At 64.8% G+C, this 24639-nt stretch carries 22 protein-coding genes; 7 read left to right on the top strand and 15 right to left on the bottom strand.

The features are described 5' to 3' along the window. Positions 1 to 42: 42 nt before the first annotated feature. A complete protein-coding gene (locus tag AC1DYL_RS03140; RefSeq protein WP_477172043.1) occupies positions 43 to 591 on the bottom strand; it encodes a hypothetical protein in 549 nt (182 codons plus the stop codon). A gap of 302 nt (positions 592 to 893) precedes the next feature. Between AC1DYL_RS03140 and lexA the strand changes: the two genes are divergently transcribed. From lexA to AC1DYL_RS03115, 5 genes are all read left to right on the top strand, one after another. Beyond that, positions 894 to 1616, top strand: coding sequence for a transcriptional repressor LexA (gene lexA / locus AC1DYL_RS03135; protein WP_477158022.1), 723 nt, complete (start codon positions 894 to 896; stop codon positions 1614 to 1616). Positions 1617 to 1888: 272 nt separating this feature from the next. Continuing rightward, positions 1889 to 2794: a 2-dehydro-3-deoxygalactonokinase gene (locus AC1DYL_RS03130; RefSeq protein WP_477158021.1), complete on the top strand. Its 906-nt coding sequence runs from the start codon at positions 1889 to 1891 to the stop codon at positions 2792 to 2794. Positions 2795 to 2800: 6 nt separating this feature from the next. Further along, positions 2801 to 3412 carry a 2-dehydro-3-deoxy-6-phosphogalactonate aldolase gene (locus AC1DYL_RS03125; RefSeq protein WP_477172042.1) on the top strand — a complete coding sequence of 204 codons (612 nt, stop codon included), beginning with the start codon at positions 2801 to 2803 and terminating at the stop codon, positions 3410 to 3412. Further along, the gene (locus AC1DYL_RS03120; RefSeq protein ID WP_477172041.1) at positions 3409 to 4281 is read left to right on the top strand and encodes an SMP-30/gluconolactonase/LRE family protein; all 873 of its coding nucleotides are present in this window, start codon (positions 3409 to 3411) and stop codon (positions 4279 to 4281) included. Before AC1DYL_RS03125 ends, AC1DYL_RS03120 begins: the two co-directional genes overlap by 4 nt. A 7-nt stretch (positions 4282 to 4288) precedes the next feature. Further along, complete coding sequence (locus AC1DYL_RS03115) at positions 4289 to 6247, top strand: beta-galactosidase (RefSeq protein ID WP_477172040.1); 1959 nt, start codon at positions 4289 to 4291, stop codon at positions 6245 to 6247. On the opposite strand, the gene AC1DYL_RS03110 is transcribed toward AC1DYL_RS03115, so the two are convergent. Beyond that, on the bottom strand, positions 6216 to 8285 hold the full coding sequence (locus tag AC1DYL_RS03110) for a ComEC/Rec2 family competence protein (protein WP_477172039.1): 2070 nt from the start codon (positions 8283 to 8285) through the stop codon (positions 6216 to 6218). The two genes, AC1DYL_RS03115 and AC1DYL_RS03110, sit on opposite strands and share 32 nt — an antisense overlap. Before the next feature lie 206 nt (positions 8286 to 8491). On the opposite strand from AC1DYL_RS03110, the gene gltX reads away from it, so the two are divergent. Beyond that, complete coding sequence (gene gltX / locus AC1DYL_RS03105; RefSeq protein WP_477149393.1) at positions 8492 to 9907, top strand: glutamate--tRNA ligase; 1416 nt, start codon at positions 8492 to 8494, stop codon at positions 9905 to 9907. Positions 9908 to 10066: 159 nt separating this feature from the next. Beyond that, positions 10067 to 11359: a citrate synthase gene (locus tag AC1DYL_RS03100; RefSeq protein ID WP_477158016.1), complete on the top strand. Its 1293-nt coding sequence runs from the start codon at positions 10067 to 10069 to the stop codon at positions 11357 to 11359. Here AC1DYL_RS03100 and AC1DYL_RS03095 read toward each other — a convergent pair. The 13 genes from AC1DYL_RS03095 to rpsB all read right to left on the bottom strand — a co-directional run bounded on the left by AC1DYL_RS03095 (position 11335) and on the right by rpsB (position 24171). Beyond that, a complete protein-coding gene (locus AC1DYL_RS03095; RefSeq protein ID WP_477172038.1) occupies positions 11335 to 12477 on the bottom strand; it encodes a lipid-A-disaccharide synthase in 1143 nt (380 codons plus the stop codon). The genes AC1DYL_RS03100 and AC1DYL_RS03095 overlap by 25 nt on opposite strands. Beyond that, entirely contained in the window at positions 12470 to 13291 is an 822-nt protein-coding gene (gene lpxI, locus AC1DYL_RS03090) for a UDP-2,3-diacylglucosamine diphosphatase LpxI domain-containing protein (protein WP_477172037.1), read from the bottom strand. The genes AC1DYL_RS03095 and lpxI overlap by 8 nt, the downstream gene beginning before the upstream one ends. Next, on the bottom strand, positions 13291 to 14088 hold the full coding sequence (lpxA, locus tag AC1DYL_RS03085; RefSeq protein ID WP_477172036.1) for an acyl-ACP--UDP-N-acetylglucosamine O-acyltransferase: 798 nt from the start codon (positions 14086 to 14088) through the stop codon (positions 13291 to 13293). Before lpxA ends, lpxI begins: the two co-directional genes overlap by 1 nt. Further along, on the bottom strand, positions 14088 to 14525 hold the full coding sequence (fabZ, locus tag AC1DYL_RS03080) for a 3-hydroxyacyl-ACP dehydratase FabZ (RefSeq protein WP_477149417.1): 438 nt from the start codon (positions 14523 to 14525) through the stop codon (positions 14088 to 14090). Before fabZ ends, lpxA begins: the two co-directional genes overlap by 1 nt. 34 nt (positions 14526 to 14559) lie before the next feature. Further along, positions 14560 to 15600, bottom strand: a complete 1041-nt coding sequence (gene lpxD / locus AC1DYL_RS03075; protein ID WP_477172035.1) for a UDP-3-O-(3-hydroxymyristoyl)glucosamine N-acyltransferase — start codon at positions 15598 to 15600, stop codon at positions 14560 to 14562. Between the two features lie 92 nt (positions 15601 to 15692). After that, on the bottom strand, positions 15693 to 17819 hold the full coding sequence (gene bamA / locus AC1DYL_RS03070) for an outer membrane protein assembly factor BamA (RefSeq protein ID WP_477172034.1): 2127 nt from the start codon (positions 17817 to 17819) through the stop codon (positions 15693 to 15695). Between the two features lie 276 nt (positions 17820 to 18095). Beyond that, entirely contained in the window at positions 18096 to 19205 is a 1110-nt protein-coding gene (rseP, locus tag AC1DYL_RS03065; protein WP_477172033.1) for an RIP metalloprotease RseP, read from the bottom strand. A gap of 86 nt (positions 19206 to 19291) precedes the next feature. Continuing rightward, positions 19292 to 20179, bottom strand: coding sequence for a phosphatidate cytidylyltransferase (locus AC1DYL_RS03060; RefSeq protein WP_477149401.1), 888 nt, complete (start codon positions 20177 to 20179; stop codon positions 19292 to 19294). Further along, positions 20176 to 20937, bottom strand: coding sequence for an isoprenyl transferase (locus tag AC1DYL_RS03055; RefSeq protein ID WP_477149402.1), 762 nt, complete (start codon positions 20935 to 20937; stop codon positions 20176 to 20178). Before AC1DYL_RS03055 ends, AC1DYL_RS03060 begins: the two co-directional genes overlap by 4 nt. Positions 20938 to 20973: 36 nt before the next feature. Next, on the bottom strand, positions 20974 to 21534 hold the full coding sequence (gene frr, locus AC1DYL_RS03050; RefSeq protein WP_477149403.1) for a ribosome recycling factor: 561 nt from the start codon (positions 21532 to 21534) through the stop codon (positions 20974 to 20976). A gap of 26 nt (positions 21535 to 21560) precedes the next feature. Further along, a complete protein-coding gene (pyrH, locus tag AC1DYL_RS03045) occupies positions 21561 to 22274 on the bottom strand; it encodes a UMP kinase (RefSeq protein WP_477149404.1) in 714 nt (237 codons plus the stop codon). Positions 22275 to 22384: 110 nt separating this feature from the next. Then, positions 22385 to 23311: a translation elongation factor Ts gene (gene tsf, locus AC1DYL_RS03040; RefSeq protein WP_477172032.1), complete on the bottom strand. Its 927-nt coding sequence runs from the start codon at positions 23309 to 23311 to the stop codon at positions 22385 to 22387. Positions 23312 to 23385: 74 nt separating this feature from the next. Continuing rightward, positions 23386 to 24171, bottom strand: coding sequence for a 30S ribosomal protein S2 (rpsB, locus tag AC1DYL_RS03035; protein ID WP_477158006.1), 786 nt, complete (start codon positions 24169 to 24171; stop codon positions 23386 to 23388). Positions 24172 to 24639 lie beyond the last annotated feature (468 nt).

The raw sequence follows: 24639 nt of genomic DNA, 5'->3' as shown, positions 1-24639 counted from the left end.
CGCGCCGACCAATGCGCCGGCACGCGCCAGTCAATCCCGTCGTCAGTGCACGGGGATCATCAGGTGGGCATAGGGAGTGTTTGGCCACATCACATAGGGCTGGGTGTGGTCGGGATGTTCTTCCTTGGGATAGCCGGCCAGCATCTCGTCTGCGACGTTGAAGATCATGACGTGCGGCCCATCGACCATCCAGTCGTGACCTGCAGGCGGCGCGGTCGCGAACGGATCCACGTTGTCGGGCGCCGACTCGCCCTGCAGCATGTAGCCGAAACCGACCACGCCCTCGGGTGGGTCCTTCTTCTCGCTATATGCCGTCAACCACGCCATGCCTCCGGCATCGACGCATATTGGATCATTGGTGGGCGAAGCCAGGTTGTCCGGCATGCAGGTAAAGCCGTTCGTTCCCTCCTTGAGCGTCTTCATCTGCATCTGAGCATCGAAGTTCACGACCGTGGCATTCTGGCCCACCGCCACCGGCGCTGCCGACAGCGCGTTGGCGACCAATTCCGCATCGGTCATTTCGGCCGCCACGGTGGGGCTGAGCAAGATCCCCAGGATCATTGCGGATATGGCATAACGGCTTGACTTCATAGACATGTTTTCCTCCTCAGAAACAGTCCAGTTCACTGGCCCGTGGAAACGAGCACAGCTCCAGCTGAGAAGGTTGGGGTGTGCGGGTTCGACACGCCAATCTCTCGACGGTATGCCCTGGTGGACAGCAGGTCAACGAAACGCAAGGCCTCGACGTCGAGAGGATTTCGCGGCCACGCGTCCTCTCTTTCGGCGCGTCAGGAGCGCCATCGTAACGCAATATTCATCGTCCGATTGCAGAACATAACTGGAACACGTATAACACGTTCAGTCTTTGTTCCGATTCTGCTCACGGGGCCGCCATGCTGACGCGCAAGCAACACGAACTTCTGATGTTCATCCACGAGCGGATGAAAGAATCCGGCATCCCACCCTCGTTCGACGAGATGAAGGATGCGCTCGATCTTCGCAGCAAGTCGGGCATTCACCGGCTGATCACTGCGCTCGAGGAGCGCGGCTTCATCCGGCGCCTGCCCAACCGGGCCCGGGCGCTCGAGGTGATCAAACTGCCGGACTCGATGAATCCATCGCTCGGCGGCCGCAAGGCGCGCTTCGAGCCGAGCGTCATCGAGGGTAATCTTGGCCGGGTCGCGACCCCGCCGGCACGCCCCGCGGCTCAGGTGGCCAACGCCGACGCCTACCGCGCGGTCACCGTCCCGGTGATGGGCCGGATCGCCGCCGGCACTCCGATCGAGGCCATCCAGACCCACAGCCATTCCATCATGGTGCCGCCCGAGATGCTCGGTGCGGGTGAACATTATGCCCTGGAAGTGCGCGGCGATTCGATGATCGATGCCGGGATTTTCGATGGCGACACCGTGCTCATCAAGAAACAGGACGCCGCTTCGACCGGTGAGATCGTCGTCGCCCTCGTAGATGACGAGGAGGCGACGCTGAAGCGGCTGCGCCGTCGCGGCAACTCGGTAGCGCTCGAGGCCGCCAACCCAGCCTACGAAACCCGCATCTTCCCGCCCGACCGGGTGAAGGTGCAGGGCCGCCTGGTTGGCCTGCTCCGCAAGTACTGAACTCCTGACCTGCCGCCAATCGGGTCTTCGGGCCGGCTGCCTCAGCCGGCCCTTTTTCTTATGAATCCGGACGCTGCGGACAACAATTGCACTAGGGCTGGGCTGGCAAAGACGTTACGTTCCGCGCCGCTGGCAGCAAGTGGCGCATCGGATCTGAGGCGCCGCCTGCGAGCGGCTTTCGCGATCATACCAGGAGAGTGGACCACCTTCCCGATTGCGATGTAGCGGCATGGCTTGATGCGCGGCAAACTGGCGGCGCAAGGGAGAGGGTTTTGGCAGGACAGGTCGAATGGGTCGCCGTCGATTGGGGCACCTCCAATCTGCGGGCATGGGGAATAGATTCCGCCGGTGAGATCGCCTTCTCCCGCTCATCGCCGGACGGCATGGGCCGTCTCAGTCGCGAGCAATACCCCGATGTGCTGACCTCACTGCTCAACGGCGTCGCCGATGACGTCGAGGACGTACTGATCTGCGGCATGGCGGGCGCGCGGCAGGGCTGGATCGAGGCCCCCTATCTCGACGCCCCCGCCGAACTCGGTCGCATCGCTGCCGGCGCCGTTGCGCCCGACATGCCCGGCCCGCACAACCCGCGCATCCTGCCTGGCGTCTGCCTCCGCGATCTGGGTGCGGAGGACGTGATGCGCGGCGAGGAAACCCAATTGCTTGGGCTCTCGGCACTGATCCCCAACTTCTCCGGCCTCGCGGTTATGCCGGGCACCCACAGCAAGTGGGCGCTGCTTTCCGGCACCAAGCTGGAGCGCTTCTCCAGCGCTATGACCGGCGAGATCTTCGAGCTGCTGCGCACCCACTCGGTGCTGCGCCATTCGCTCGGTGGTGAGCTCGAGGGCGAAGATCGTGATGTCGGCTTCGCTGCCGGTCTCGACCAGGGGCTCGAGCGCCCCCAGCGCTTGACCGCGACGCTGTTCAAGGTCCGCGCCGGCTCCCTGCTGTCGGGCCGCAGCCCGGCATGGTGTGCCGGTTTCCTCTCGGGCCTGTTGATCGGCGCCGAGATCGGGGGCCAGCGCGACTGGATCGGCGAGGCGGAGATTCCGCTGGTGGGCAGTGTCGGCCTTTGCGGGTTGTACCAGATGGGCTTTGAACGGCTCGGCGCCCGGACCCGCATCGTCGATGCGACCGACGCCACCCTCGCCGGACTCAAGGCAGCAAGACAGGCATAGAAGTTCATGGACCACCGCCACATCATCGCGATCCTTCGCGGCATCACGCCTCCCGAAACCCTCGAAGTTTGCGACGCCCTCGTGCTCGCCGGCATCACCATGATCGAGGTCCCACTCAATTCGCCCGAAGCGCTGCGCTCGATCGAAGACGCCGCCAAGGCCTTCGACGGTCGCGCCCTGGTCGGTGCGGGCACGGTGCTGAACCGCGCCGATGTCGACGCGGTCGCCGATGCGGGCGGCCGGTTCGTTGTGTCGCCGGACACCAACCCGGCAGTTATCGGCGCCACAATCGAGCGCGGCATGACCTCGTACCCGGGTGTGTTCTCGCCCACCGACGCGTTCACCGCTATCCGCTCCGGCGCCACAGGCCTCAAGTTTTTCCCCGCCGAAGTGCTTGGCCCCAAGGGCATCAAGGCGATGAAGGCGGTGCTGCCGCCGGCTATCCCGCTCTACGCCGTCGGAGGCGCCAACCCCGACAATTTCGCCGAGTACTTCGCGGCCGGCTGCGCCGGCTTCGGGCTCGGCACCTACATTTTCAAGCCCGGCATGTCGGCCGCCGATGTGGCATCGCGCGCCACCACCGCCGTCGCCGCCTATGATCAGGGAAGACCACGATGAACTCGAAGGCCGAACTGTTCGTCGATAGCCGCTGCGAGCTGGGCGAAGGCCCGTTCTGGAACCCCTTGCTCGAACGCCTGTTCTGGTTCGATATCCTCAACCAGACCATGCTGAGCGCCGGCACCGACGGCCACATCGTCGACCGCATTACCTTCAAGGACACGGTCAGCGCCGGTGCCGTGATCGACAAGGACACGCTCGGCATCGTGCAGTCGGGCGCCCTGCTCCGCTACGATTTTGCCTCCGACACGAGCACCGTGATCGCCGAGATCGAGGAGGACGTTCCGACCAACCGGACCAATGACAGCCGTGTCGATCGCACCGGGGGCTTCTGGATCGGCACGATGGGCCGGAAGGCCGAGGCGGGGGTCGGTGGCGTCTATCAGTACCGCGCCGGACAGACCACCAAGGTCATCGAGAACATCCGCATCCCCAACTCGATCTGCTTCTCCCCCGACGGGCGCACGGCCTACTTCACCGACGCCGGCAAGATGATTGTCCGCTGCGCCCTCGATCCGGCAACCGGCCAGCCGACGGGACCATGGGAGGACTTCTTCACCATGGAAGGGCCGGGCGGCGCCGACGGCTCGGTGGTCGATTCCGAAGGCTACCTCTGGAACGCCCGCTGGGGTGGCGGCAAGGTCATCCGCATCTCCCCTGACGGCAAGCTGGACAAGGTGGTCGAGGTTCCCGGCGTCAGCCAGGTGAGCTGCCCCGCCTTTGGCGGCAGCGACCTCAAGACCCTCTACATCACCACCGCGCGCGAGCATATGACGCCCGAGCAACTCGAAGTCGAGCCGCATGCCGGCAGCGTCTTCGCCGTGGCGCTCGACGTCCCCGGCATCGCCGAACCTTTCCTCAAACTCTGAGTCTAACGTGTCTTTTCCCGCTATCGGCGTCTGCTATTACCCCGAACACTGGTCCGTCGAGCAATGGGATGACGACGCCCGCCGCATGGCGGAGGTCGGCATCGAATATGTCCGCATCGGCGAGTTTGCCTGGTCCCGCCTCGAGCCGCGACCGAACGAGCTGGATTTCGGCTGGCTGGTTGCGGCAATGGACGTGCTCGACAAGCACGGGCTCAAGGTCATCGTCGGCACGCCCACGGCGACTCCGCCCCGCTGGCTGATCGACAAGATGCCCGACATGCTGGCGGTCGATCGCGACGGCCGGCCGCGCGGCTTCGGCTCCCGCCGGCACTACGATTTCTCGCACCTGGGCTATCGGCGCGAATGCGCCCGCATCACCCGGTTGCTGATCGACCATGTCGGCCAGCACAAGGCACTCGCCGGCTGGCAGACCGATAACGAGTACGGCTGCCACGACACGGTACACTCCTACTCGCACGCCGCAGCCATGGGTTTCCGGCTCTGGCTGAAGGACAAGTACAAGACCATCGAGGCGCTGAACGTCGCCTGGGGCAATGTCTTCTGGTCGATGGAGTACAACAACTTCGAGCAGATCGATCCGCCGAACCTCACGGTGACCGAGGCCGCGCCGGCTGCCTGCCTCGACTTTCGCCGCTATTCGTCGGCGCAGGTCGCCGCGTTCAACAAGACGCAGTACGACCTGATGAAGGCGGCGCGTCCAGACCTGCCGGTGATCCACAATTTCATGTCGCGCTCGACCGAGTTCGACCACTACGAACTGGCCGAGACGCTCGACGTCGCGAGCTGGGACTCCTATCCGCTGGGACATCTGGAGGGCGTTCCGGAGCCCGAGGAAAGCAAGATTCCGTACTTCCGGCAGGGCGACCCCGACAATTCTGGACTGCACCATGATCTCTACCGCGCCGTGGGCCATGGCCGCTGGTGGATCATGGAGCAGCAGCCCGGACCGGTGAACTGGGCCGACTACAACCCCGATCCCCTGCCCGGCATGGCGAGGCTCTGGGCCTGGGAGGCTTTCGCGCACGGGGCGGAGGTGGTGAGCTACTTCCGCTGGCGGCAGGCCCCGTTCGCGCAGGAGCAGATGCATGCCGGGCTCTTGCGGCCCGATAGCGTGCCGACGCCCGGCTACCATGAAGCCAAGCAGGTGGCACGGGAGCTGAAGGAGCTGGGTTTCGATGGCGAGGCGCGGAAAGGCCGCGTCGCAATCGTCTTCGACTACCAGAGCGAGTGGGCCTGGCGCATCCAGCCGCAAGCCAAGGGTTTCACGCACCACCAGCACGTGCGCAACGTCTACGTGCCGCTGCGGAAGCGCGGCATCGACGTCGACATCCTGCCGCCCTCGACCACCGACTTCTCAGGCTACGACCTGGTGGTCATCCCGGCGCTGTTCGCTTGGAACGATGCCCTGCGGACGGCAATCGAGAACTTCGATGGCCACCTGCTGATCGGTCCGCGCACGGGCTCGAAGACCCAGAACTTCTCGATCCCTGCCGGCCTCGGTCCCGACCTGCCGCAGAACCTGCTCGACGCCAAGGTAGCCCGCGTCGACAGCACCGATCCGCGGCGCACCGTCTCGGTGAAGGGTGGCGGGGCCGTCGGCCATTGGCGCGAACGGCTCGATACCCGCGCCCAGATCGTCATCGAGGACGAGGAGGATTTCCCGGTGCTCGTGGCGCAGGGAAAGCTCAACTACCTCGCCGCGAGCGGCGATCGGGCACTGATGCAGCGCATCATCGACCACCTGCTTGCCGAAGCTGAGGTGCCGACGCTGAACCTGCCTGCCGGCGTGCGCTGCCGGACGCGTGGTAAATGGCGCGTTTACTTTAACTACGGCGACACCGCGGCAAACCTGACCACTGCTCCGGACGAGAAGGGCTACGTGCTGGGCAACGCCCAGATCGAAGCTGCAGGCGTCACCGTAGCACTGCTCGCCACGGCCGGCTGAGCGGCGGGATGGCGGGGCGGATCTCAAAACCGCCCCGCGCCGCATCCCAGCGCAGCCAATGCACGCCGCCCCGTACCAGCGTATCCGCATCGACGACGGCGCTTGCCGAGCAACTGGCCGGCACAGTTCGGTGGGTGATCACCAAGTCTGCTAGCCCGCAATCCTCATGGAAGCCGGCCGGATCCCGGACGATGGCGATCGTGAAGCCGCGCGTGCTGGCTCCGAAGCATCCGACGCTGTCACAACCGAGCGGCGAGATCGCCTCGATCGGCTCGCCATAGGTCTCCCGCCACACGTCGACAGCGAAGCTGTTGCCTTTTCCCGCAACCAGTCCCAGCCCGGTCTCGCTACGCATCACCACCGCCTGCGTGGTGTCCGCGATCAGCACATCGGGTGGCTGATCGAGTGCAAACATCAACACTGCGGGTAGCAGCAGGATCGGCGCGATCAGCCGGTGCCACGTGGGGATAAAGGTGAACCACGCCAGCGCCGCGAGACCGAGCAATAGGGCCATAGGCGTCAGCAGTGGACTGTAGTCGAGGGCGCTGCTCCAACTCGCCACGATCCCGCCGAGATCGAGCATCCGGTCAATCGACCAGCCCATCACGGCCACGAAGGGCGCCTCCCAGCCGAACGGCATGGCCAGCGTCGCGAGCACCGCGGCGGGCATCATGACGAAGCCGACCAAGGGAAGTGAGAACAGGTTGCCAAGGACGCCGAGCGGCGAGGTCTGCTGGAAGTGGTAGACCGAAAAGAGGAGTGTCGCCGCGCCGGCGATCAGGCTGGTGAGCACGATGCCCCAGAGGTAGCCGCCGGTGCGCGCCAGCAGCGATTGCTCCCTGCCCTCCGGCGGTCGCATCAGCTCCCAGGCACCGATAAGCGCCACCACGGCGGCGAATGACAGCTGGAAGCTGGGACGAAAGACGCTGGCGGGATCGGTGGCGATGACGATCAACGCGGCGATCGCTACGTTCCGCATCGTCAATGCCCGTCGGCCGAACACGATAGCGCCGAGCACCAGCACCAGCATGATGGTCGAACGGAGTGCGGCGACGTTGCCGCCCGAAATGGCAAAGTAGGCCAACGACGCGAGCACGGCCCCCGCCGCCGCGACCCGCTTCACCGAGACCAGCCGGTGGATGCTGCCGACCAGCGCCAGGCCGCCTCGCAGGGTCACCAGCACCAGCCCGGCCACGATGGTGAGGTGCAGCCCCGATACCGAAAGCACGTGTGCCAGGCCTGCGGCTGCCATCGTCTCGCGTGCTTCATCCGAGACTGCGCTTTGGTCGCCGGTGATCAGCGCCCGGGCAATGCCGGCAGCCGGCTGCCGCAGGTCGGCATCGATGCGTGCGGCGATGCCGCGACGGACGGCGTCTATGATGCGCTCGGGCGCCGAGCTGTCTCCCGACCTGACCCGCTCGACGGTGCCGGTCGTGTTCCCATAGGCGCCGACACCGTCGAAGAAGGCATGGAATTGCGTGTCGAAGCCATTTGGCACCATGGGCCCCGGAACCGCGTAGAAGCGCACTGGCGCCCGGATGATGTCGCCGGGCCCGAGTGCCGGACCAGCAGCCACGACGATCCGGGCTCGACGCATAGGGACTGTGCGTGACGTGCCGGTTGGCGTGATGGCCGAGACGATCGCGCGCACGCCGCTCTCAGCCTCGGAGACAATCTCGTCGACGCGCATCTCGTACGTGCCATAGACGGGTCGCGCCAGCATCGTGGTGCCGAACAGGGTGGCGTGGACCGCGAGCAGCGAGAACCCGGCCCAGAAGGCACCGGCCATGGTCAGAGTGCGGAAGATGGCAAGCTGGCGGCGGCTTAACAGCAGGCCCACGGCAAAAACCGCACCTACCAGTCCCAATACGATTGGGTCCGGCGCTGTCGGCGTCGCCAACGACACGATGAGTCCGGCGATGACAGCATAAGGCCAGAGCAGGAACAGGCGCCGCTGCTCGAGCGCCGTGGCGATACTGGCCGCGAACTGGTGCCACCGGGATACGCGCGGCCGAAGCGCCAGAGGCAACGCACGCATCGCATCCGGTCCGGCGGGTACCGGAACCAGTCGCTCAGACACCGCCTCCACGACAGTCACGGTCACCCGCCGAGCCCCCGCTCTGCACGATCACGGCGGGGATGCTAGCCGGGCGTGGGCGCCATGCCAACTGCCGCCCTTGCGCTCCGGCTCCGGGGTGCTTACACACCGCCAAACGCCAATTCTCCGGGATGTTTCACCGACCCATGGCTACTCCAGTCGTCACCCGCTTCGCCCCCTCGCCCACCGGCTACCTCCACATCGGCGGCGCCCGCACGGCCCTGTTCAACTGGGCCTTCTCGCGTCATACCGGCGGCAAGATGCTGCTGCGCATCGAGGACACCGATCGCGAACGCTCGACCGAAGGCGCCGTCAAGGCGATCTTCGACGGCCTGAAGTGGCTGGGGCTGGATTGGGACGGCGAGCCGTTCATGCAGTTTTCCCGCGCTGCCCGGCATGCCGAGGTCGCCAACGAGCTGCTATCGCGCGGCCAGGCCTATTACTGCTACTGCTCCCCCGAGGAATTGGCCGAGATGCGCGAGACCGCGCGCGCCAACGGCCTGCCGCCGCGCTACAACGGCTACTGGCGCGACCGCGACCCGTCCGAGGCGCCCGCCGGCGTTGCCCCGGTGATCCGCATCAAGGCGCCGCAGTCGGGCGAGATCCGGGTGCAGGATCACGTGCAGGGCGAGGTCGTGTTCAAGGCCGAGAACCTCGACGACTTCATCATCCTGCGTTCCGATGGCACGCCGACCTACATGCTGGCGGTGGTGGTGGACGACCACGACATGGGCGTCACCCACATCATCCGCGGTGACGACCACCTCACCAATGCCGCGCGCCAGATCGTCATCTACAACGGGATGGGCTGGTCCGTGCCGGAGATGTCGCACATCCCGCTGATCCACGGCCCTGACGGCGCCAAGCTGTCGAAGCGGCACGGTGCCCTCGGCGTTGAGGCCTACCGCCAGATGGGTTACCTGCCGGAGGCGCTGCGCAACTATCTCGCTCGCCTCGGTTGGAGCCATGGCGATGAAGAGCTGTTCAGCACCCAGCAGATGGTCGAGTGGTTCACGCTCGATGCCCTCAACAAGGGGGCGGCTCGCTTCGATTTCGTCAAGCTCGAGAACATCAACGGCCACTACATCCGCGAGGCGGCGCCGCAGCGGCTCTATGACGTGATGCTGGAGACCGCGACGGAGCTCAACCGCGTCTTCGACATGGATGGCCTTGCCGCCAACAAGGCCACGGTGTTGGCCGCCCTGCCCGAGCTGCAGCCGCGCGCCAAGACCGTGCTCGAATTGATCGACCTGGCGCAGTTCATCTATGCCGTACGCCCGCTCGCCATCGACCAGGCAGCCGCCGACCAGCTGACCGCTGACGCGCGCGCCAACGTTGGCGCCTTCGCAGACATCCTCAAGGGCCTCAACGACTGGTCGGTGGAAGCAATCGACACAGCGGCTCGCGCCTTCGCCGAGGCCCGTGGGCTGAAGCTCGGCAAGGTGGCGCAGCCACTGCGGGCAGCACTGACCGGCCGGACCATTTCGCCGGGCATTTTCGAGGTCATGGTGCTGATCGGACGCGACGAAACACTGGCACGACTGGGCGATCAGGCCAGCTGATGCATATTGAGAAAACTGATTAGGTCAGCGTTGTTCACCCACCTGTTGCAGAGGTGGGGTATATGGGTTACGCCAACCGAACCTGCCTCTTAACGACGATCCGGCCTTGCCCGCTCCCACCTTCCGCGGGCCCCTAGAAGGCCAACATGGAGTGCGAAGATGAGCGATACCGTCGCCAAACTCACCATCGGGGACCAGACTTTCGAGTTCCCGGTGCTATCGGGCTCGGTTGGGCCGGATGTCATCGATATCCGCTCACTCTACGCCAAGACCGGCATGTTTACCTACGATCCGGGCTTCACTTCGACCGCCGCGACCGACAGCGCCATCACCTATATCGATGGCGACAAGGGCGAGCTGATGTATCGGGGTTACCCGATCGAACAGCTGGCCGAGAAGTCGAACTACCTCGAGGTCTGCTACCTGCTGCTCTATGGCGAGCTGCCCAACAAGGCGCAGATGCTGGACTTCGAGCAGCGCGTCACCCGCCACACCATGGTGCATGAGCAGATGCACTATTTCTACCGCGGCTTCCGTCGCGACGCGCACCCGATGGCCATCGTCTGCGGCGTGGTCGGCGCCATGGCGGCGTTCTATCACGACTCCATCGACATCAACGATCCGCAGCAGCGCGAGATCGCCTCGATCCGCATGATCGCCAAGATCCCGACGATCGTCGCCATGGCCTACAAGTACTCGGTGGGCCAGCCCTTCGTGTACCCGCGCAACGACCTCGACTATGCGTCGAATTTCCTGCGCATGTGCTTCTCGGTCCCGGCCGAGGATTTCGTGGTGAACCCGGTCGTCGCGCGTGCGATGGACCTGATCTTTACGCTCCACGCCGACCACGAGCAGAACGCCTCGACCTCGACGGTCCGGCTCGCCGGCTCGTCCGACGCCAACCCGTTTGCTTGTATCGCGGCGGGCGTTGCGTGCCTCTGGGGCCCTGCCCATGGCGGCGCCAACGAGGCGGCGCTGAACATGCTCAAGGAGATCGGCACCGTCGACCGCATCCCCGAGTTCATCGCCAAGGCCAAGGACAAGAACTCCGGCTTCCGCCTGATGGGCTTCGGTCACCGCGTCTATAAGAACTACGATCCGCGCGCCAAGGTGATGCAGCAGGCCGCCAACGAGGTGCTGGCCCAGCTCGGTGCCGACAACCTGTCGCCGACGCTGCAGGTTGCCAAGGAGCTGGAGAAGATCGCGCTCTCCGACCAGTATTTCGTTGATCGGAAGCTCTATCCCAACGTGGATTTCTACTCGGGTATCATCCTCGACGCGATCGGCTTCCCGACCTCGATGTTCACCGCCATCTTCGCGCTCAGCCGCACCGTGGGCTGGATCGCGCAGTGGAAGGAAATGATCGCCGACCCGCAGAAGAAGATCGGCCGCCCGCGCCAGCTCTACAACGGCTCGCCGGTCCGCGACTACGAGCCGATCAGCGGCCGCTGATCGGTGTGAGCCAGAACCCGCTCGGCGGGATCGACAAGGGGCGCCTCAGGCGCCCCTTTCTGCATCAGGGTCCGGATATGGTGAAATGCCTCGACCTGCCCGGCCACGATCTCAGGGTTATCGAGCAGCGCCGCCAGCGGCTCAAGTGAGCGCACATCGTCCGGCGCGAACTGCAGTTCCGGTATCTCTTCGCGACCGAGCAGGATGTTCGGCAACGCGATCTGCACGCGTCTCCCGAGCGCACGATAGCGTTTCGCCTGCTGTGCGTCGGCGACGTAGGTGACCACCATGGGGACGCCTGACATCGCCAGCTCGAATGTCACCGTGCCGCTTACTGCGAAGGCAGCATAGGCGGACGCGAAGGCCTCCTGCCTGGCCTCGCCGGTGACGATCTCCACTGGCACCGGCCAGGTCGCCACTTCGGCGCGCAACTGATCGGCAAGCGAGGGCAGCGTCGGAATGACAAAGCCGGTCAGGCGCGGGTGTGCCTGCAGCATCCCCGCCGCCTGGCGCATCAGCGGCAGGTGTCGTCGCAGTTCGCCAACCCTGCTGCCCGGGAGCAGTAGCAGCGGACCGCGCTCCGGCTGCGCCGGCCGCATCGGGAAACGAGCCATGGCAGGGTGACCGACATAGCTGGTCGGCGACCCGCCGAGCTCCGCCATCACCTTGGGCTCGAACGGCAACACCGCGAGCACTTCGTTGTATAGCGGTTTCAGTTCGACAGCGCGCTCGGGGCGCCACGCCCACACGGTTGGCGCGACGTAGAGCAGGATCGGCATATCGAGACCGGCCCGACGCACACGACTGGCGACAGCCTTGGAGAACACCTGGGAATCGATGAGAACCACCACTTCAGGTCGCTGCCTGATGATGGCCTTGGCGGTCTGCCTAACGCGCCACAGCAGCAACGGCAGCCGCTTCAGCACGTCGCTCCAGCCCATGACGGAGAGATTTTCCATCGGGAAGAGGCTGCCGAGACCTTCGGCCCGCAACTCCGGCCCGCCGACACCGCTGAGTTCGACGCTGGTGCGTCGCCGCAGCCGCTGCACCAGGTCGGCCCCGATGCGATCAGCCGAAGGCTCGCCGGCCAGGATGAACAGCCGCACGGCCTCAGGCATCTGGTGCAAGGCCGAGGATAGTCACGCGCTGAGCCTCGGCCGCGGCGATCAGCGTTAGCCGGTCGATCAGCAGGGTGCGGAGCGGCTCGACCGCGATGACGGTGACGCCCGCCGCGACGGCTTCACTCACTGTGTCGGGACCGATGGCGGGCAAATCTACATAGGCCGGCTGCTGCGGCTTGCTGGTCTTGCCCAGGACAATCGGCCCCTGCCCGTCGCCGATCAACCCGGCCCGGCGATACGCCGCCACGCGGCTCAGCAACTCCGCAGTGCCGCCGACATCCTCTGCCGCGACGACGCGCGCACCGGCTACTACGGCCGCCTGCCCCATATCGAGCCTGCCCACCTCCCGCGCCGCCGCTATTGCCAGCCGCGCCGCAGCAATGGCGGCCTCATCGGGCGCCGGACCAGCGATCAAGCCGGCCTCGGCGAGGAGTTCGGGCGCAATCTCGTGCACCCCGAGGAGGTCGGCGCCGGTGAACTTCTTCACCGCCCCTGCAAGGCCAGACAGCGCCGCATCGCCAAGCGCGGCGGATGCCTCACCACCGGTGGCGAACTTCGCCAGCCCCTCGCGTTGCCGGTCACTGAGATGCAACCCACCAGCCATCACGACATGCGTGGCACGAAAGGTCTTCAGCGACCAAACGATGCCGAGCGGGTTGCTGATATCCGCCCGCGCCATTTTCGCGCCGGGGATAGCCTCTCGCTCCTCGAAAGTGAGCACCTGCACTCGATCGCCAGCCCGTTGCGCGGCTTCGACGACCTGCGCGACCAGCCCGCCGGAGCCTGCCAGCACGGCGAGCCGCCTCGGCATCAGTCGTCGCTCAAGACGTTGGTCGGCAGCGTCAGCGAACGCTCCGCGCTGGTGATGAACTTGACGACGTCCTGTACGAGTACATCGTCCGGAAACAGCGCCGCTGCGTCATCGACACGCTCGCGCAATGTGCCCTCGCTGGCGAAGATCATCCGGTAGGCGGTGCGCAGCTTGTGGATCGCTTCGCGATCGAAGCCGCGGCGCTTCAGCCCGACGAGGTTGATGCCCGAGAGGCTACCGGGGTTGCCGAGCACGGTGCCGTAGGGAATGACGTCGCGCTCGAGCTTCGTCATGCCGCCGATAAAGGCGTGGGCGCCGACGTGGACGAACTGCGCCGAGCCGGAATGCCCGCTCATGATGACGTAGTCGTCGATGGTGCAATGCCCGGCGATACCAACGTTGTTCGAGAGAATAATGTGGTTGCCGAGGACGCAGTCATGACCGATATGGCAGCCGATCATCAGCAGGCAGTGGTCGCCGATCACCGTCTTCATGCCGCCACCGGCCGTCCCCGGATTGATCGTCACATGCTCGCGGATGACGCAATCGGCGCCGATCGATAGCGTCGACGGCTCGCCTGCATATTTCAGGTCCTGCGGCCGGTGACCGACCGAGGCAAAGGGATAGATCTGCGTGCGCGATCCGACGGTTGTGCGCCCGACCACGACGACGTGCGAGACCAGCTCGACATCGTCTCCGAGCACCACGTCGCTGCCGACGACGCAGAATGGCCCTACCTTCACGTTCGCGCCGAGCTGTGCGCCCGCCTCGACGATCGCTGTTGGATGGATCGCCATTACCGGTCTGACAGGCTCACCATAGCGCCGACCTCGGCCTCGGCTATGACCACGCCATCGACGATTGCTTTAGCTTCGAACCATCCCATCGTCATGCGACGGCGCAGCTTCTTGATGTGATATTCGATCCGGTCGCCCGGCTTTGCCGGCTTGCGGAACTTACATTTGTCCACGGTGAGCAGATAGACGATGTGCTTCTGGCCGCCGTCGGCCCCCGCCGCGATTGCCATGGCGCCTGCTGTCTGGGCCATCCCCTCGATGATCAGCACGCCCGGGAACACCGGTTCGCCCGGGAAATGGCCCTGGAAGATCGGCTCGTTGAAGGTGACGTTCTTGATGCCGATGCCCGAATTGTCGCCATCGACGTCGATGATCCGGTCGATCATCAGGAACGGATAGCGGTGCGGCAGGTGCTGCAGAATGTCTTGGATGTCCATCGACGTCAGCTCATGGGCCGACTCCGGTGGTGCCTCAGTCTTCACGTCCACTCTTGTCCCCTTTCGCTAGCCGCCTTAGCGTTGCGATTTCCCGCCACCACCTGCGTGCATCTTGGGCTGGATTGCCGCCAATCCGCGAGCCCGCGGGAAAGTCCCGGTTCACGCCTGAGCCCGCCAGCACGATGGTGCCGCGCCCCAAGGTGAGATGCCCCGCCGACGAAGCTCGCCCGCCCAGCATCACCGAGTCTTCCAGTATCGTCGATCCGGCGAGACCGCAATGCGCGGCGATCAGGCAGTGCCGGCCGATATGGCAATTGTGGCCGATCTGCACGAGATTATCGATCTTGCTGCCCTCGCCAACCACGGTATCTCCCAGCGCGCCGCGGTCGACGGTGGTGTTGGCGCCGATCTCCACAGCGTCCTGCAGGATCACGCGGCCCAGTTGCGGGATCTTGCGGTTCGAGCGGCCGAGATCGAGCCAGCCGAAACCTTCGGTCCCGATCCGCGCGCCGGCATGCAGCACTACGTTGTTGCCGATGTGCGCGAATTCGATGCTGACGTTGGCGCCGATGATGCAGTTTCGGCCGATCGTGACGCCGGCTCCGATCACGGTGTTCGCACCGATGACGGTTCCGCGCCCGATCTCCACGCCTGAGCCGAGCACGACATTGGCACCGAGGCGCACGCCCTCCTCGACCAGCGGTGCGGGACCAGCTCCGTCCAGCATCCCGCCGGCCTCTCCGCGTACCCCCAGTGGGTAAAGCCGGGTGAGCAGGTCGACGAATAGCTCGTGCGGCCGCGGGTCGACGATCGCGATAGCGGTCTCTGGAACGAAGGCCGCGAGGCTTGGGTGAACGATCACCGCACCGGCATCGGTGCTCGCCAGGGCGTCGCGGTAGCTCGCCTGAGCGGCCAATGCCAGCTCGCCCCCGTCGGCGAGATGAAGCTCCTCGGCACCGGATACTATCAAGCCGTTGGCTCGCGCGTCCTCGACAGTCGGCGGATTGGCAAGCGTTCGCAGCAGCGCGTTCAGCGCGATCGGACCGGACGATGTGTGGAAGCGCGTGTCGACCATGGCTGTCATTACACAACAAAGAGGCCGCGGGGCAACCGCGCCGCGGCCTCTATACCGAGAGGGAAGCCGGCGCAGAGCGCCGGCCGACCGATTTACAGCAGCTGCTGCAGCGTCAGCGAGAAGACCTGAGTCTTGTCGTCGGTCGCCTTGTTCAGCACGTAGGCGAAGTCGCCACGCAGCGGACCAAACGGGCTGTCCCAGATGATCGAGGCACCAACCGACGACTTGAAGTTGTCGTCGATACTACCGGCGGCAATCGTGGTCGGGGCGTCAAACGACCCGTTCCCGTCGATCAGCGCCGCGTCGGCCCAAACTGCGCCACGCACGCCATAGGTCTCCGGCAGCACCGGAATTGGGAACTCGATCTCAGCAGATGCACCAACATAAGCGGTGTACCCCAGGCGTTCGCCCGAGACCGTGGTCCTCGGACCCATGCCACCACTCTGGAACCCACGAACGAGGGAACCCGCGCTGCGGAACGCTTCGAGGGGGAACACGCCGCTATTGTCCAGCGAGGTGATGTACCCTGCCTGGGCCTTGACACTGCCAATGACATTCCAGTCGGACATCAGAGGCATGAAGTAGCGCGCCTTGGCCTCACTCTTGAGCAAGTTGTAGTCCCAGCCGATGTACTGCTGCGTGAACGTCGCATACAGGCCTTCGGTCGGATGCTTGGTATCGTCCAGAGTATTGTAGACCAGCGAATAACCAACCCAGGCCTTCTCGTATTGTTCGCCGTCCGCGACGATTTCCGACGGCGTACCTTCAACGTCTGCGATCGTCTTCTGCTCGAGGCCGAGGAACACCGATCCATTGAGGTCCGAGGTAATCGGCGCCCCCAGGCGAACCTGGCCGCCGATGGCGGTGGTGCCGTAGATGTTGCTGTCGGTCTCACCGACGACCTTGTAGTAGGCGTCGAAGCCCGACGAGACACGCAGGCCCATGAAGCGGGGCTCGGTGAACGAGAAGTCGAAGCTCTGGCCGGACTCCGAGGCGCTCACCGCGGCACGGACATACTGACCGCGACCGAGGAAGTTACGCTCGGTGACCGACACTTCGCCCAGCAGGCCAGCGCTCGAGTCGAAGCCCGCGGTCAGACCATAGTCACCGGTCGACTGCTCCTCGACGGTGATGTTGATCACCACCTTGTCAGGCGCGCTGCCAGGCTGCAGGTCGAGATTGACGACCTTGAAGAAGCCGAGGCCTTCGATGCGGGACTTGCCGCGCTGGACCATCGAGCGGTTGAACGGGTCGCCTTCGCCGAAATCCAGCTCACGACGGATAACCGCGTCGCGGGTCTTGGTGTTGCCGCTGATGTTGATGCGCTCGACATAGACGCGTGCGCCTTCGTCCACCAGGTAGGTGACGTTGAAGGTGCTGTTGGCCACGTCACGATCGACACGCGGGCGGACGTCTGCAAAGGCGTAGCCCTGAGCCGTCGCCTCGAACGCCATCTCTTCCTGCGACTTCTGCAGGTCGGCGAGCGAATAGGTACCGCCCTTGCCGGTGCGGATCGTGCCCGTCAGCGCATCGGGGTTGAGCCCCGGGATCGACGTCTCGACGCCGATCTCGCCGAAGCGATAGCGCTCGCCTTCGGAAATGGTGAAGTTCACGAAATACGCGTTGCGGGCCGCGTCGAACTCACCGACTGCCGACGTTACCTGCGCATCCGGGTAACCGTGGTTCATGTAGTAGAGTTCGATCAGGCCGCGGTCGATCGTCAGCAGATCCTCGCTGTACGAGTCGTCGCGGAACAGCCAGCTCAACAGGCTCGTCTCATGGGTCCGGATGATGGACTTCAGAGTGCCGGAGCTGATCGCATTGTTGCCAGTGAAATTGATCGCGGCAATGCCGGTACGCTGACCCTCGTTGACCACGAAGGTGATGCGCGAGCGACCGTTCTCGGTCTGCTCGACCCGCGGCGTTACCGTCACGCCCATGTAGCCTTTGCCGACATAGGCCTGCCGGATCGACTCGGCATCCGCAGCAAGACCGGCCTCGGTAAAGCTCCCCTGCTCCGCGACGTTGACCATCGCCAGCAGCTGAGCGTCTGAGAAGCCACTGTTACCCTCGAACAGCACCGCCGAGATGAGGCGTTGCTGCTGGGCCTGGGCCGCATCGACCCCGATGAATGTACCGCCGATGCCGGCAAGCGGCGCCGCCACCACGAGGGCGAGCGCCAGATAGATACCGCGCATCAGCTTTTTCGGGTTCGTCATGATTCTTATTGCCTCGTGCGACCTACGCCGGGAATCGCCATGCACAGCGTCCCCAGCTAACTCCATCAAAAGCTTTTACTGGAATTTTAACCACGGACAAGCCGCGACAGCCTTCGAGGTTAGCGAAAGATTGGCCCTCGTGCATTCCTGCAACACCTAGAAAACTAAGCTTATCCAAGGGTTAACAGGCACCCGGGGGTATTCGGGCAAATGCGTCCGAGGGGCGGCAGGAATGTGACCAGATCGGTTTGGCGTACCGGCCAACGAAGGATTCGATCAGAACAGGTCGTTGATCAGCGTGAAGGCCATCAGGCTGAAGACGATGACGAGGCCGAACCGATAGCCGATCTCCTGAACCTTCTGGCTCAGCGGGCGGCCGCGGATCGCTTCCACGAGATAGTAGGCCAGGTGTCCGCCATCGAGCATGGGAATCGGCAAGAGATTGAAAATGCCGATGTTCAGCGACAGCAGCGCCATAAGGTTGATCAGCGCGACAATGCCCAGGCTCGCCACCTCACCGGAAACCTTGGCCACCTTCACCGGCCCGCCCAACTGCTCGACGTCGCCGCGCCCGACGAAGAAATCGCCGAGGAAGGCTACCGTGCGATCGACGATGAAGCGGACCTCCTCGAAGGTCATGCCGACCGCTTCGACCGGGTTGGGCCGGTAGAGCACCACGTCGGACTGCTCGACGTTCTTCGTCACGCCGAGCCGGCCGATCCGATGCGCGTTGCCGAACCGATCTGTGGTCGAGACCGCTTCTGGTACTGCCGTGACCGTCTCGGTACGCCCTGCCCGTTCGAAGGTGATGCTCACCTGACGCTCGGGGGCCGTAGCTATCAGGCGCTGAAAGTCCTCGAAGCCGCGGACGGCATAGCCGTCGACCGACAGGATCAGGTCGCCATCGGCAAGCCCCGCCTGCCCCGCGACCGATTCAACCGGAACGGTGTCGAGCACGGCTGGAATGGTGTAGCGCCCATAGCCGAGCAGCAGCGCGTAAAGCACCAGCAGGGTGAAGATGATGTTGGCCACCGGACCCGCGACCACCACCGAAATGCGCTGCCAGACGTTCTTGTTGACGAACAGCTGGCCGGCCAGTTCCGGGCCGGCACGCTCGATGAAAGCCTCATCCGGCATGCTCGAGGCGTTCATGTCGCCGACGAAGCGGACATAGCCGCCCAATGGAATTGCCGAGAGTTTCCAGCGCGTACCGTGCCTGTCGTTGAAACCGACGAGCTCGGGACCGAAACCGATCGAGAAGGCCTGGATGGCAATACCGTTCCAGCGCGCCACCAGGTAGTGCCCCATCTCGTGCACGAACACGATGATGGTCAGCACCGCCAAAAACGGCACGACGTACGAGAGCAGCCAGAAAGCAAAGTCCATGTCGTCGGTTCCGAGCGCGCCCCAGCAGTTGTGAGAACCTAGGGGCCGAATGCGTTAAGAATGCGATACGGCGCAGCGTCGCAGCCCTACCAGAACAGGAAGCCTGCAGCGACGGCACCAAACCCCGCGTGAAGCACGCCCACGGCAAACATGAAAAGCGAGCCGAAGGTCAGGCTGTCGAGCCGATCCATCAGCCCACCGTGACCTGGAATGATGTCGCCGGAATCCTTGATCCGAAACCGGCGCTTGATGGCGCTCTCGGCTAGATCCCCTACCTGGCCGAGAACGCTGAGCGCGGCGGATAGCACTAGGCCGATCCACCAGGGCGACTGCGGCACCACCAGCAGCCACACCACCAACCCGACCAGCGTACCGAGAGCGAAGCCGCCGATTGCTCCCGACCAGGTCTTGGAGGGCGAGATATCGGGTGCCAGCTTCTCGCCGCCGACCTGCCGACCCGTGAAGTAGGCGCCGGTATCCGTGGCCCAGATCACCGAGCCGAGCAGCACCCCGGCCCACAGCCCCGAGTCGAAGACGCCGGGCTGGTTCCACGTCGCGTCGCCCCGGATGATCATCAGCACGATGATGACGATGCCGTAAAACACCACGCCAGCGACGCGCCACAGCCGCGTTCCCTGAGCGCCGAAGCCCGCGACGATGGCCGCCACGGCGACGGCCGCAAGTGACGCCAGCGGTCCGGCTGCCGGGTAGATCAGCGCTGCCAGGACGAGAAGACCGATCAAGGCGCCACCGATCGAGGTAAGCGGCCGCAACGTGACCATCCGTTCCCACTCGCGGTAACAGCCCGCGAATACGGCCCCGACGAGCGCGGCGAAAATGTAGGATCCGAAATAGAGGCCAACGGCGGTGATCAGCAGCAGGACGGCCGCCGAAGCGATGCGGGGGCCGAGGTCCGTCCAGGACCGGCGGGCGAGCGGATTGAACTGGGGACGCTGGTCCTCCGGTGCGCTCACTGGCTCCTCGACTCGATCCCGCCGAAGCGCCGGCTGCGCGATGAGTATTCGTCGAGCGCCTTCAGGAACACCTGCTCGCCAAAGTCTGGCCAGTTCTCCTCGACGAATACCAGCTCCGAGTAGGCGCCTTGCCAGAGCAGGAAGTTCGACACCCGCCGCTCGCCGCTGGTGCGGATGATCAGGTCAGGATCCGGGATACCCGAGGTATAGAGCGCCTGCTCTATCGTCTCCTCGGTGATGTCCTCGACGCGGAGTTCCCCCGAGGCCACGGCTCGCGCTATCGCCCTCGTCGCCTCGGTCAACTCGGACTTGCCGCCGTAGTTGAAGGCGACGATCAGCTCGAGACCGGTGTTGCGGGCGGTCTTGGACTGGACCTCGTCGATCAGCCGTTTCAGCGCGTCGTCGAGGCCCGCTCGGGTCCCGATGATCCGCACCCTGACGTTGTTCTGGAGCAGGGTCGCGAGATCGGATGCGACGAACCGGTGAAGCAGGCCGAAGATGAAGTTGACCTCGTCGCGCGGTCGGCTCCAGTTCTCCGATGAAAAACTGAATACCGTCAGATGCTTGACGCCATACCGAATGGAGAGGTCGACGAGCCGTCGCAGGGCCTTGACGCCCTCGACGTGCCCCTCGGTCCGCACCTTGCCGCGTGCCTTGGCCCACCGGCCGTTGCCATCCATGATGACCGCCAGGTGAGCGGGAATCTTGAGGCCAGGCTTCTCGTTGAGCGTCGTGGCGACGGCAGTATCGGCGGACATTGACGCCCTCCAGGGGCAGCGCGTTACAGGTCTATACTAGACCTGCATGATTTCCTGTTCCTTGACGGCGAGCACATTGTCGACATCGGCAACGGCGGCATCGGTCGCCTGCTGTACCTGTTCGCCGAGCTTGCGTCCGTCGTCCTGACTGATATCGCCGTCTTTTTCGAGTTTTTTGAGGAGATCCATGCCGTCGCGCCGAATATGCCGCACGGCAACGCGCGCACCCTCGGCATAGTTGTGCGCGACCTTGGTCAGTTCGCGGCGGCGTTCCTCGTTGAGCTCCGGCAGCGGCACGCGGATGACCACGCCTTCGGCCGCCGGGTTGAGCCCGAGACCGGAGTTGCGGATGGCCTTCTCGACGGCCCCGGCGAGGGTACGGTCCCACACCTGGACGCTGAGCATGCGGGATTCCGGCACCGTGACGGTCGCAACCTGGTTGAGCGGCATCTTGCCGCCATAGGCCTCGACCTGAACCGGCTCGAGCAGGCTGGCGCTGGCGCGTCCGGTACGAAGCCCGGCGAGTTCGTCTCGCAGCGAAGCGATCGTCTTCTGCATCCGGTCCTTGAGTGCGGGCAGAGAAAAAGCCTCAGCCATAGTAAACTCCTCGATATATCCGCGTCTTAGCCGACGCGCGTACTCCTCGCCCGGCCGGCCAGGACGCCTTTTAGGCCTTCCTTGTCGTCGAGCGCATAAACAATTATCGGCAAGCCGTTGTCGCGGGCAAGCGCGAAGGCCGCCGTATCCATGACGCGCAGGTCCCGGGCGATCACTTCTTCATGGCTGATCGTCTCGTAGCGCTGCGCCTTGGGGTTCTTCTTGGGATCTTCCGAGTAGACCCCATCCACCTTGGTGCCCTTGAGCAGCACGTCGCAGCGCAGTTCGATCGCCTTGAGCGCAGCAGCCGTATCAGTGGTGAAGAACGGGCTGCCGGTGCCGCCGGCGCACACCACGACGTAACCGTCTGCCAGCGCGAGGTTCGCGTCACGGGCGGTGAACGTGTCGGCCACGGTTTCCATCGGCACGTTGGAATAGACTTTGACCTTCAGGCCCTTCTGCTCGATGGCGTCACCGAGGGCGAGCGAGTTGATCACGGTGCCCAGCATGCCCATCAGGTCGCTGGTGACCCGGTCGCCGCCCTTGGCGGCCACGGCCATGCCGCGGAAGATGTTGCCCGCGCCAATGACGATCGCCACCTGGACGCCGCTCTTGGCGACTTCCGCGATCTGGTCAGCCATGGCATGGAGGAATTTCGGCTCGATGCCGAAGGATTGGTCGCCGGCAAGCACTTCGCCGGAGACTTTCAGCAGAATCCGTTTGTAGGCGGATTTGGCCATTCGTCAGTCTCCCGAGGTGCGCAGCGGTGCCCGAATCTCAGGGCATCGCAGGCGGTTATGGCATATTCGGACGGGCCGGTGACCAGCCCGTCCGAAACTTATCCCGCGTCTTACTTCACGCCGGCAGTGGCGGCAACTTCAGCGGCGAAGTCGGTCTCTTCCTTGGCGATGCCTTCGCCGAGCGCATAGGCGACGAAACCCGTCACCTTGATCGGAGCGCCGGCATCCTTCTCGGCATTCTTGACCACGTCGGCGATCTTGGTCTCGCCGTCGATCACGAACACCTGCGAAAGCAGGGTCACTTCCTCGTAGAACTTGCGCACGCGGCCCTCGACCATCTTTTCGACGATCTCGGCCGGCTTGCCGGATTCCTTGGCCTGCTCGGTGAAGATGGCGCGCTCGCGGGCCACCACGTCCTGATCGATGTCGTCGGGCGACACGCTCAGCGGCTTGGTGTTGGCGATGTGCATAGCGAGCTGCTTGCCCAGGGCATTCAGCGCACCCTTGTCACCGGTCGACTCGAGCCCGACAATCACGCCGAGCTTGCCGAGGCCCGGCGCCACGGTGTTGTGCACGTACGAGCCGATCACGCCATCCTTCACCACGAGGGTGCCGGTGCGGCGCAGGTTCATGTTCTCGCCGATCTTGGCGATCGCGTCGGTGAGCTCGGCCGAAGCGGAGCGACCCGAACCCGGGTACGGCATCTCGCTGAGCTTGCCCACGTCGCCGTTCGCGTCGAGCGCGAGCTTGGCGATGTTGCTGACGATCGACTGGAACTGGTCGTTGCGGGCAACGAAGTCGGTCTCGGAGTTCACTTCGACGATCGCGGCGCGGGTGCCGTCGATCGACACGCCGACCAGGCCCTCAGCCGCAACGCGGCCAGCCTTCTTGGCGGCCTTGGCGAGACCACGGGTGCGCAGCCAATCGACCGCGGCTTCCATGTCGCCGGCGGTCTCCTCGAGCGCCTTCTTGCAGTCCATCATCCCCACGCCGGTCAGTTCGCGGAGCTCTTTAACCTGCTGAGCGGTAACAGCCATTTCGATATCACCTTTCCGCGGCCCCGCACCGGAGCCGCGCCTTTGTTCGGAATTCTCAGTCCGGCGAGCCGGACTTAGTTGGCGGCAGACGACGTGTCGGCGTCTTCGGCGCTCAGCGCCGGCTCTTCCGGAGCCTCGGCAGAGGCCCCGAGGTCGGCGCCGCGACCGGCGGCCGAACGGCCGATGCCGTCGATGGCCGCGCGCGACACCAGCGAGCAGTAAAGCTCGAGGGCGCGAGCCGCGTCGTCATTGCCCGGAATGGCGAAATCGACAGTGTCGGGATCCGAGTTCGAGTCGACGATCGCGATCACCGGGATGCCAAGGCGCTTGGCTTCCTTGATGGCGTTCGCTTCCTTGTTGGTGTCGATCACGAACAGCAGGTTCGGCAGGTTGCCCATGTCCTTGATGCCGCCGAGGTCGCGCTCGAGGCGCTCCTGCTCACGGCTGAGCAGCAGCAGCTCCTTCTTGGTGAGACCCTGGCCGCCTTCGGCCTGCTGCGCCTCGAGTTCACGCAGGCGCGCGATCGAGTTCGAGATGGTCTGCCAGTTGGTCAGCGTGCCGCCGAGCCAGCGCGAGTTGACGTAGTACTGGGCCGACTGACGGGCAGCCTCGGCCACGACCGGAGCGGCCTGGCGCTTGGTGCCGACGAACAGCACGCGACCGCCGTCAGCGACGGTATCCGAGATCAGCTGCAGCGCGCGCTGCAGGGCCGGAACGGTCTGCGACAGGTCGAGAATGTGGATGTCGTTGCGAACGCCGAAAATGTGGCGCTCCATCTTGGGGTTCCAGCGGTGCTTCTGGTGACCGAAGTGAACACCTGCTTCGAGCAGCTGACGCATGGAAAAGTCGGGCAATGCCATGAAATGGCTCCTTTACCGGTTTTGCCTCCGCGAGCGTTTGCGACGGGATGTCCCGCCACCGGTTGGAACCATCGGCCTTAGTGCCGCGGCGCCTCGCTCGCGTGTGAATTACGCCCGGTTTTCCGGACGCGCCGCGCATATAGGGGGTTTTGCTGTCATAGGCAAGGGCGTGGCGAGGTCTGAGGGGGCCGCTCACGACCGGACAACCCGCTGCATCCGACAGCCCCAGGGGCTTCGGAGTTTCAAAGAGCCGTTCCCCGTGGGGAACGAAGCGGGACCGGCGAGGCGTTTGCCCCGTAGCGGTAGTCCGCAGATGAAAGAGGCTCACGCCTCGCCGGCCGGCCGGGGTTTTGGGCCTATGCCACCAGTGCCGGGGCGCATCCCCTGCCGCATCGCGGGAACGATGGCAGCTCAGTCGGCGGCCGGAATGCCAGCACCGCGTTTCCTTGCTCCCGCCCGGCTCATGCG

The sequence above is a fragment of the Devosia sp. P1_H9 genome, from assembly GCF_056405135.1.
This window is presented reverse-complemented; position numbering and strand designations above follow the sequence as displayed.

Bases quoted from the DNA above. Each gene is read 5' to 3' on its own strand.
- rseP (WP_477172033.1), bottom strand. From the start codon at position 19,205: ATGGACTTTGCTTTCTGGCTGCTCTCGTACGTCGTGCCGTTTTTGGCG.
- pyrH (WP_477149404.1), bottom strand. From the start codon at position 22,274: ATGGCCAAATCCGCCTACAAACGGATTCTGCTGAAAGTCTCCGGCGAA.
- AC1DYL_RS03140 (WP_477172043.1), bottom strand. From the start codon at position 591: ATGAAGTCAAGCCGTTATGCCATATCCGCAATGATCCTGGGGATCTTG.
- AC1DYL_RS03100 (WP_477158016.1), top strand. From the start codon at position 10,067: ATGAGCGATACCGTCGCCAAACTCACCATCGGGGACCAGACTTTCGAG.
- tsf (WP_477172032.1), bottom strand. From the start codon at position 23,311: ATGGCTGTTACCGCTCAGCAGGTTAAAGAGCTCCGCGAACTGACCGGC.
- frr (WP_477149403.1), bottom strand. From the start codon at position 21,534: ATGGCTGAGGCTTTTTCTCTGCCCGCACTCAAGGACCGGATGCAGAAG.
- lpxI (WP_477172037.1), bottom strand. From the start codon at position 13,291: ATGCCGAGGCGGCTCGCCGTGCTGGCAGGCTCCGGCGGGCTGGTCGCG.
- lpxD (WP_477172035.1), bottom strand. From the start codon at position 15,600: ATGGTCGACACGCGCTTCCACACATCGTCCGGTCCGATCGCGCTGAAC.
- AC1DYL_RS03055 (WP_477149402.1), bottom strand. From the start codon at position 20,937: ATGTCCGCCGATACTGCCGTCGCCACGACGCTCAACGAGAAGCCTGGC.
- AC1DYL_RS03095 (WP_477172038.1), bottom strand. From the start codon at position 12,477: ATGCCTGAGGCCGTGCGGCTGTTCATCCTGGCCGGCGAGCCTTCGGCT.
- fabZ (WP_477149417.1), bottom strand. From the start codon at position 14,525: ATGGACATCCAAGACATTCTGCAGCACCTGCCGCACCGCTATCCGTTC.
- bamA (WP_477172034.1), bottom strand. From the start codon at position 17,819: ATGACGAACCCGAAAAAGCTGATGCGCGGTATCTATCTGGCGCTCGCC.
- AC1DYL_RS03125 (WP_477172042.1), top strand. From the start codon at position 2,801: ATGGACCACCGCCACATCATCGCGATCCTTCGCGGCATCACGCCTCCC.
- lexA (WP_477158022.1), top strand. From the start codon at position 894: ATGCTGACGCGCAAGCAACACGAACTTCTGATGTTCATCCACGAGCGG.
- gltX (WP_477149393.1), top strand. From the start codon at position 8,492: ATGGCTACTCCAGTCGTCACCCGCTTCGCCCCCTCGCCCACCGGCTAC.
- rpsB (WP_477158006.1), bottom strand. From the start codon at position 24,171: ATGGCATTGCCCGACTTTTCCATGCGTCAGCTGCTCGAAGCAGGTGTT.
- lpxA (WP_477172036.1), bottom strand. From the start codon at position 14,088: ATGGCGATCCATCCAACAGCGATCGTCGAGGCGGGCGCACAGCTCGGC.
- AC1DYL_RS03120 (WP_477172041.1), top strand. From the start codon at position 3,409: ATGAACTCGAAGGCCGAACTGTTCGTCGATAGCCGCTGCGAGCTGGGC.
- AC1DYL_RS03110 (WP_477172039.1), bottom strand. From the start codon at position 8,285: ATGCGTGCGTTGCCTCTGGCGCTTCGGCCGCGCGTATCCCGGTGGCAC.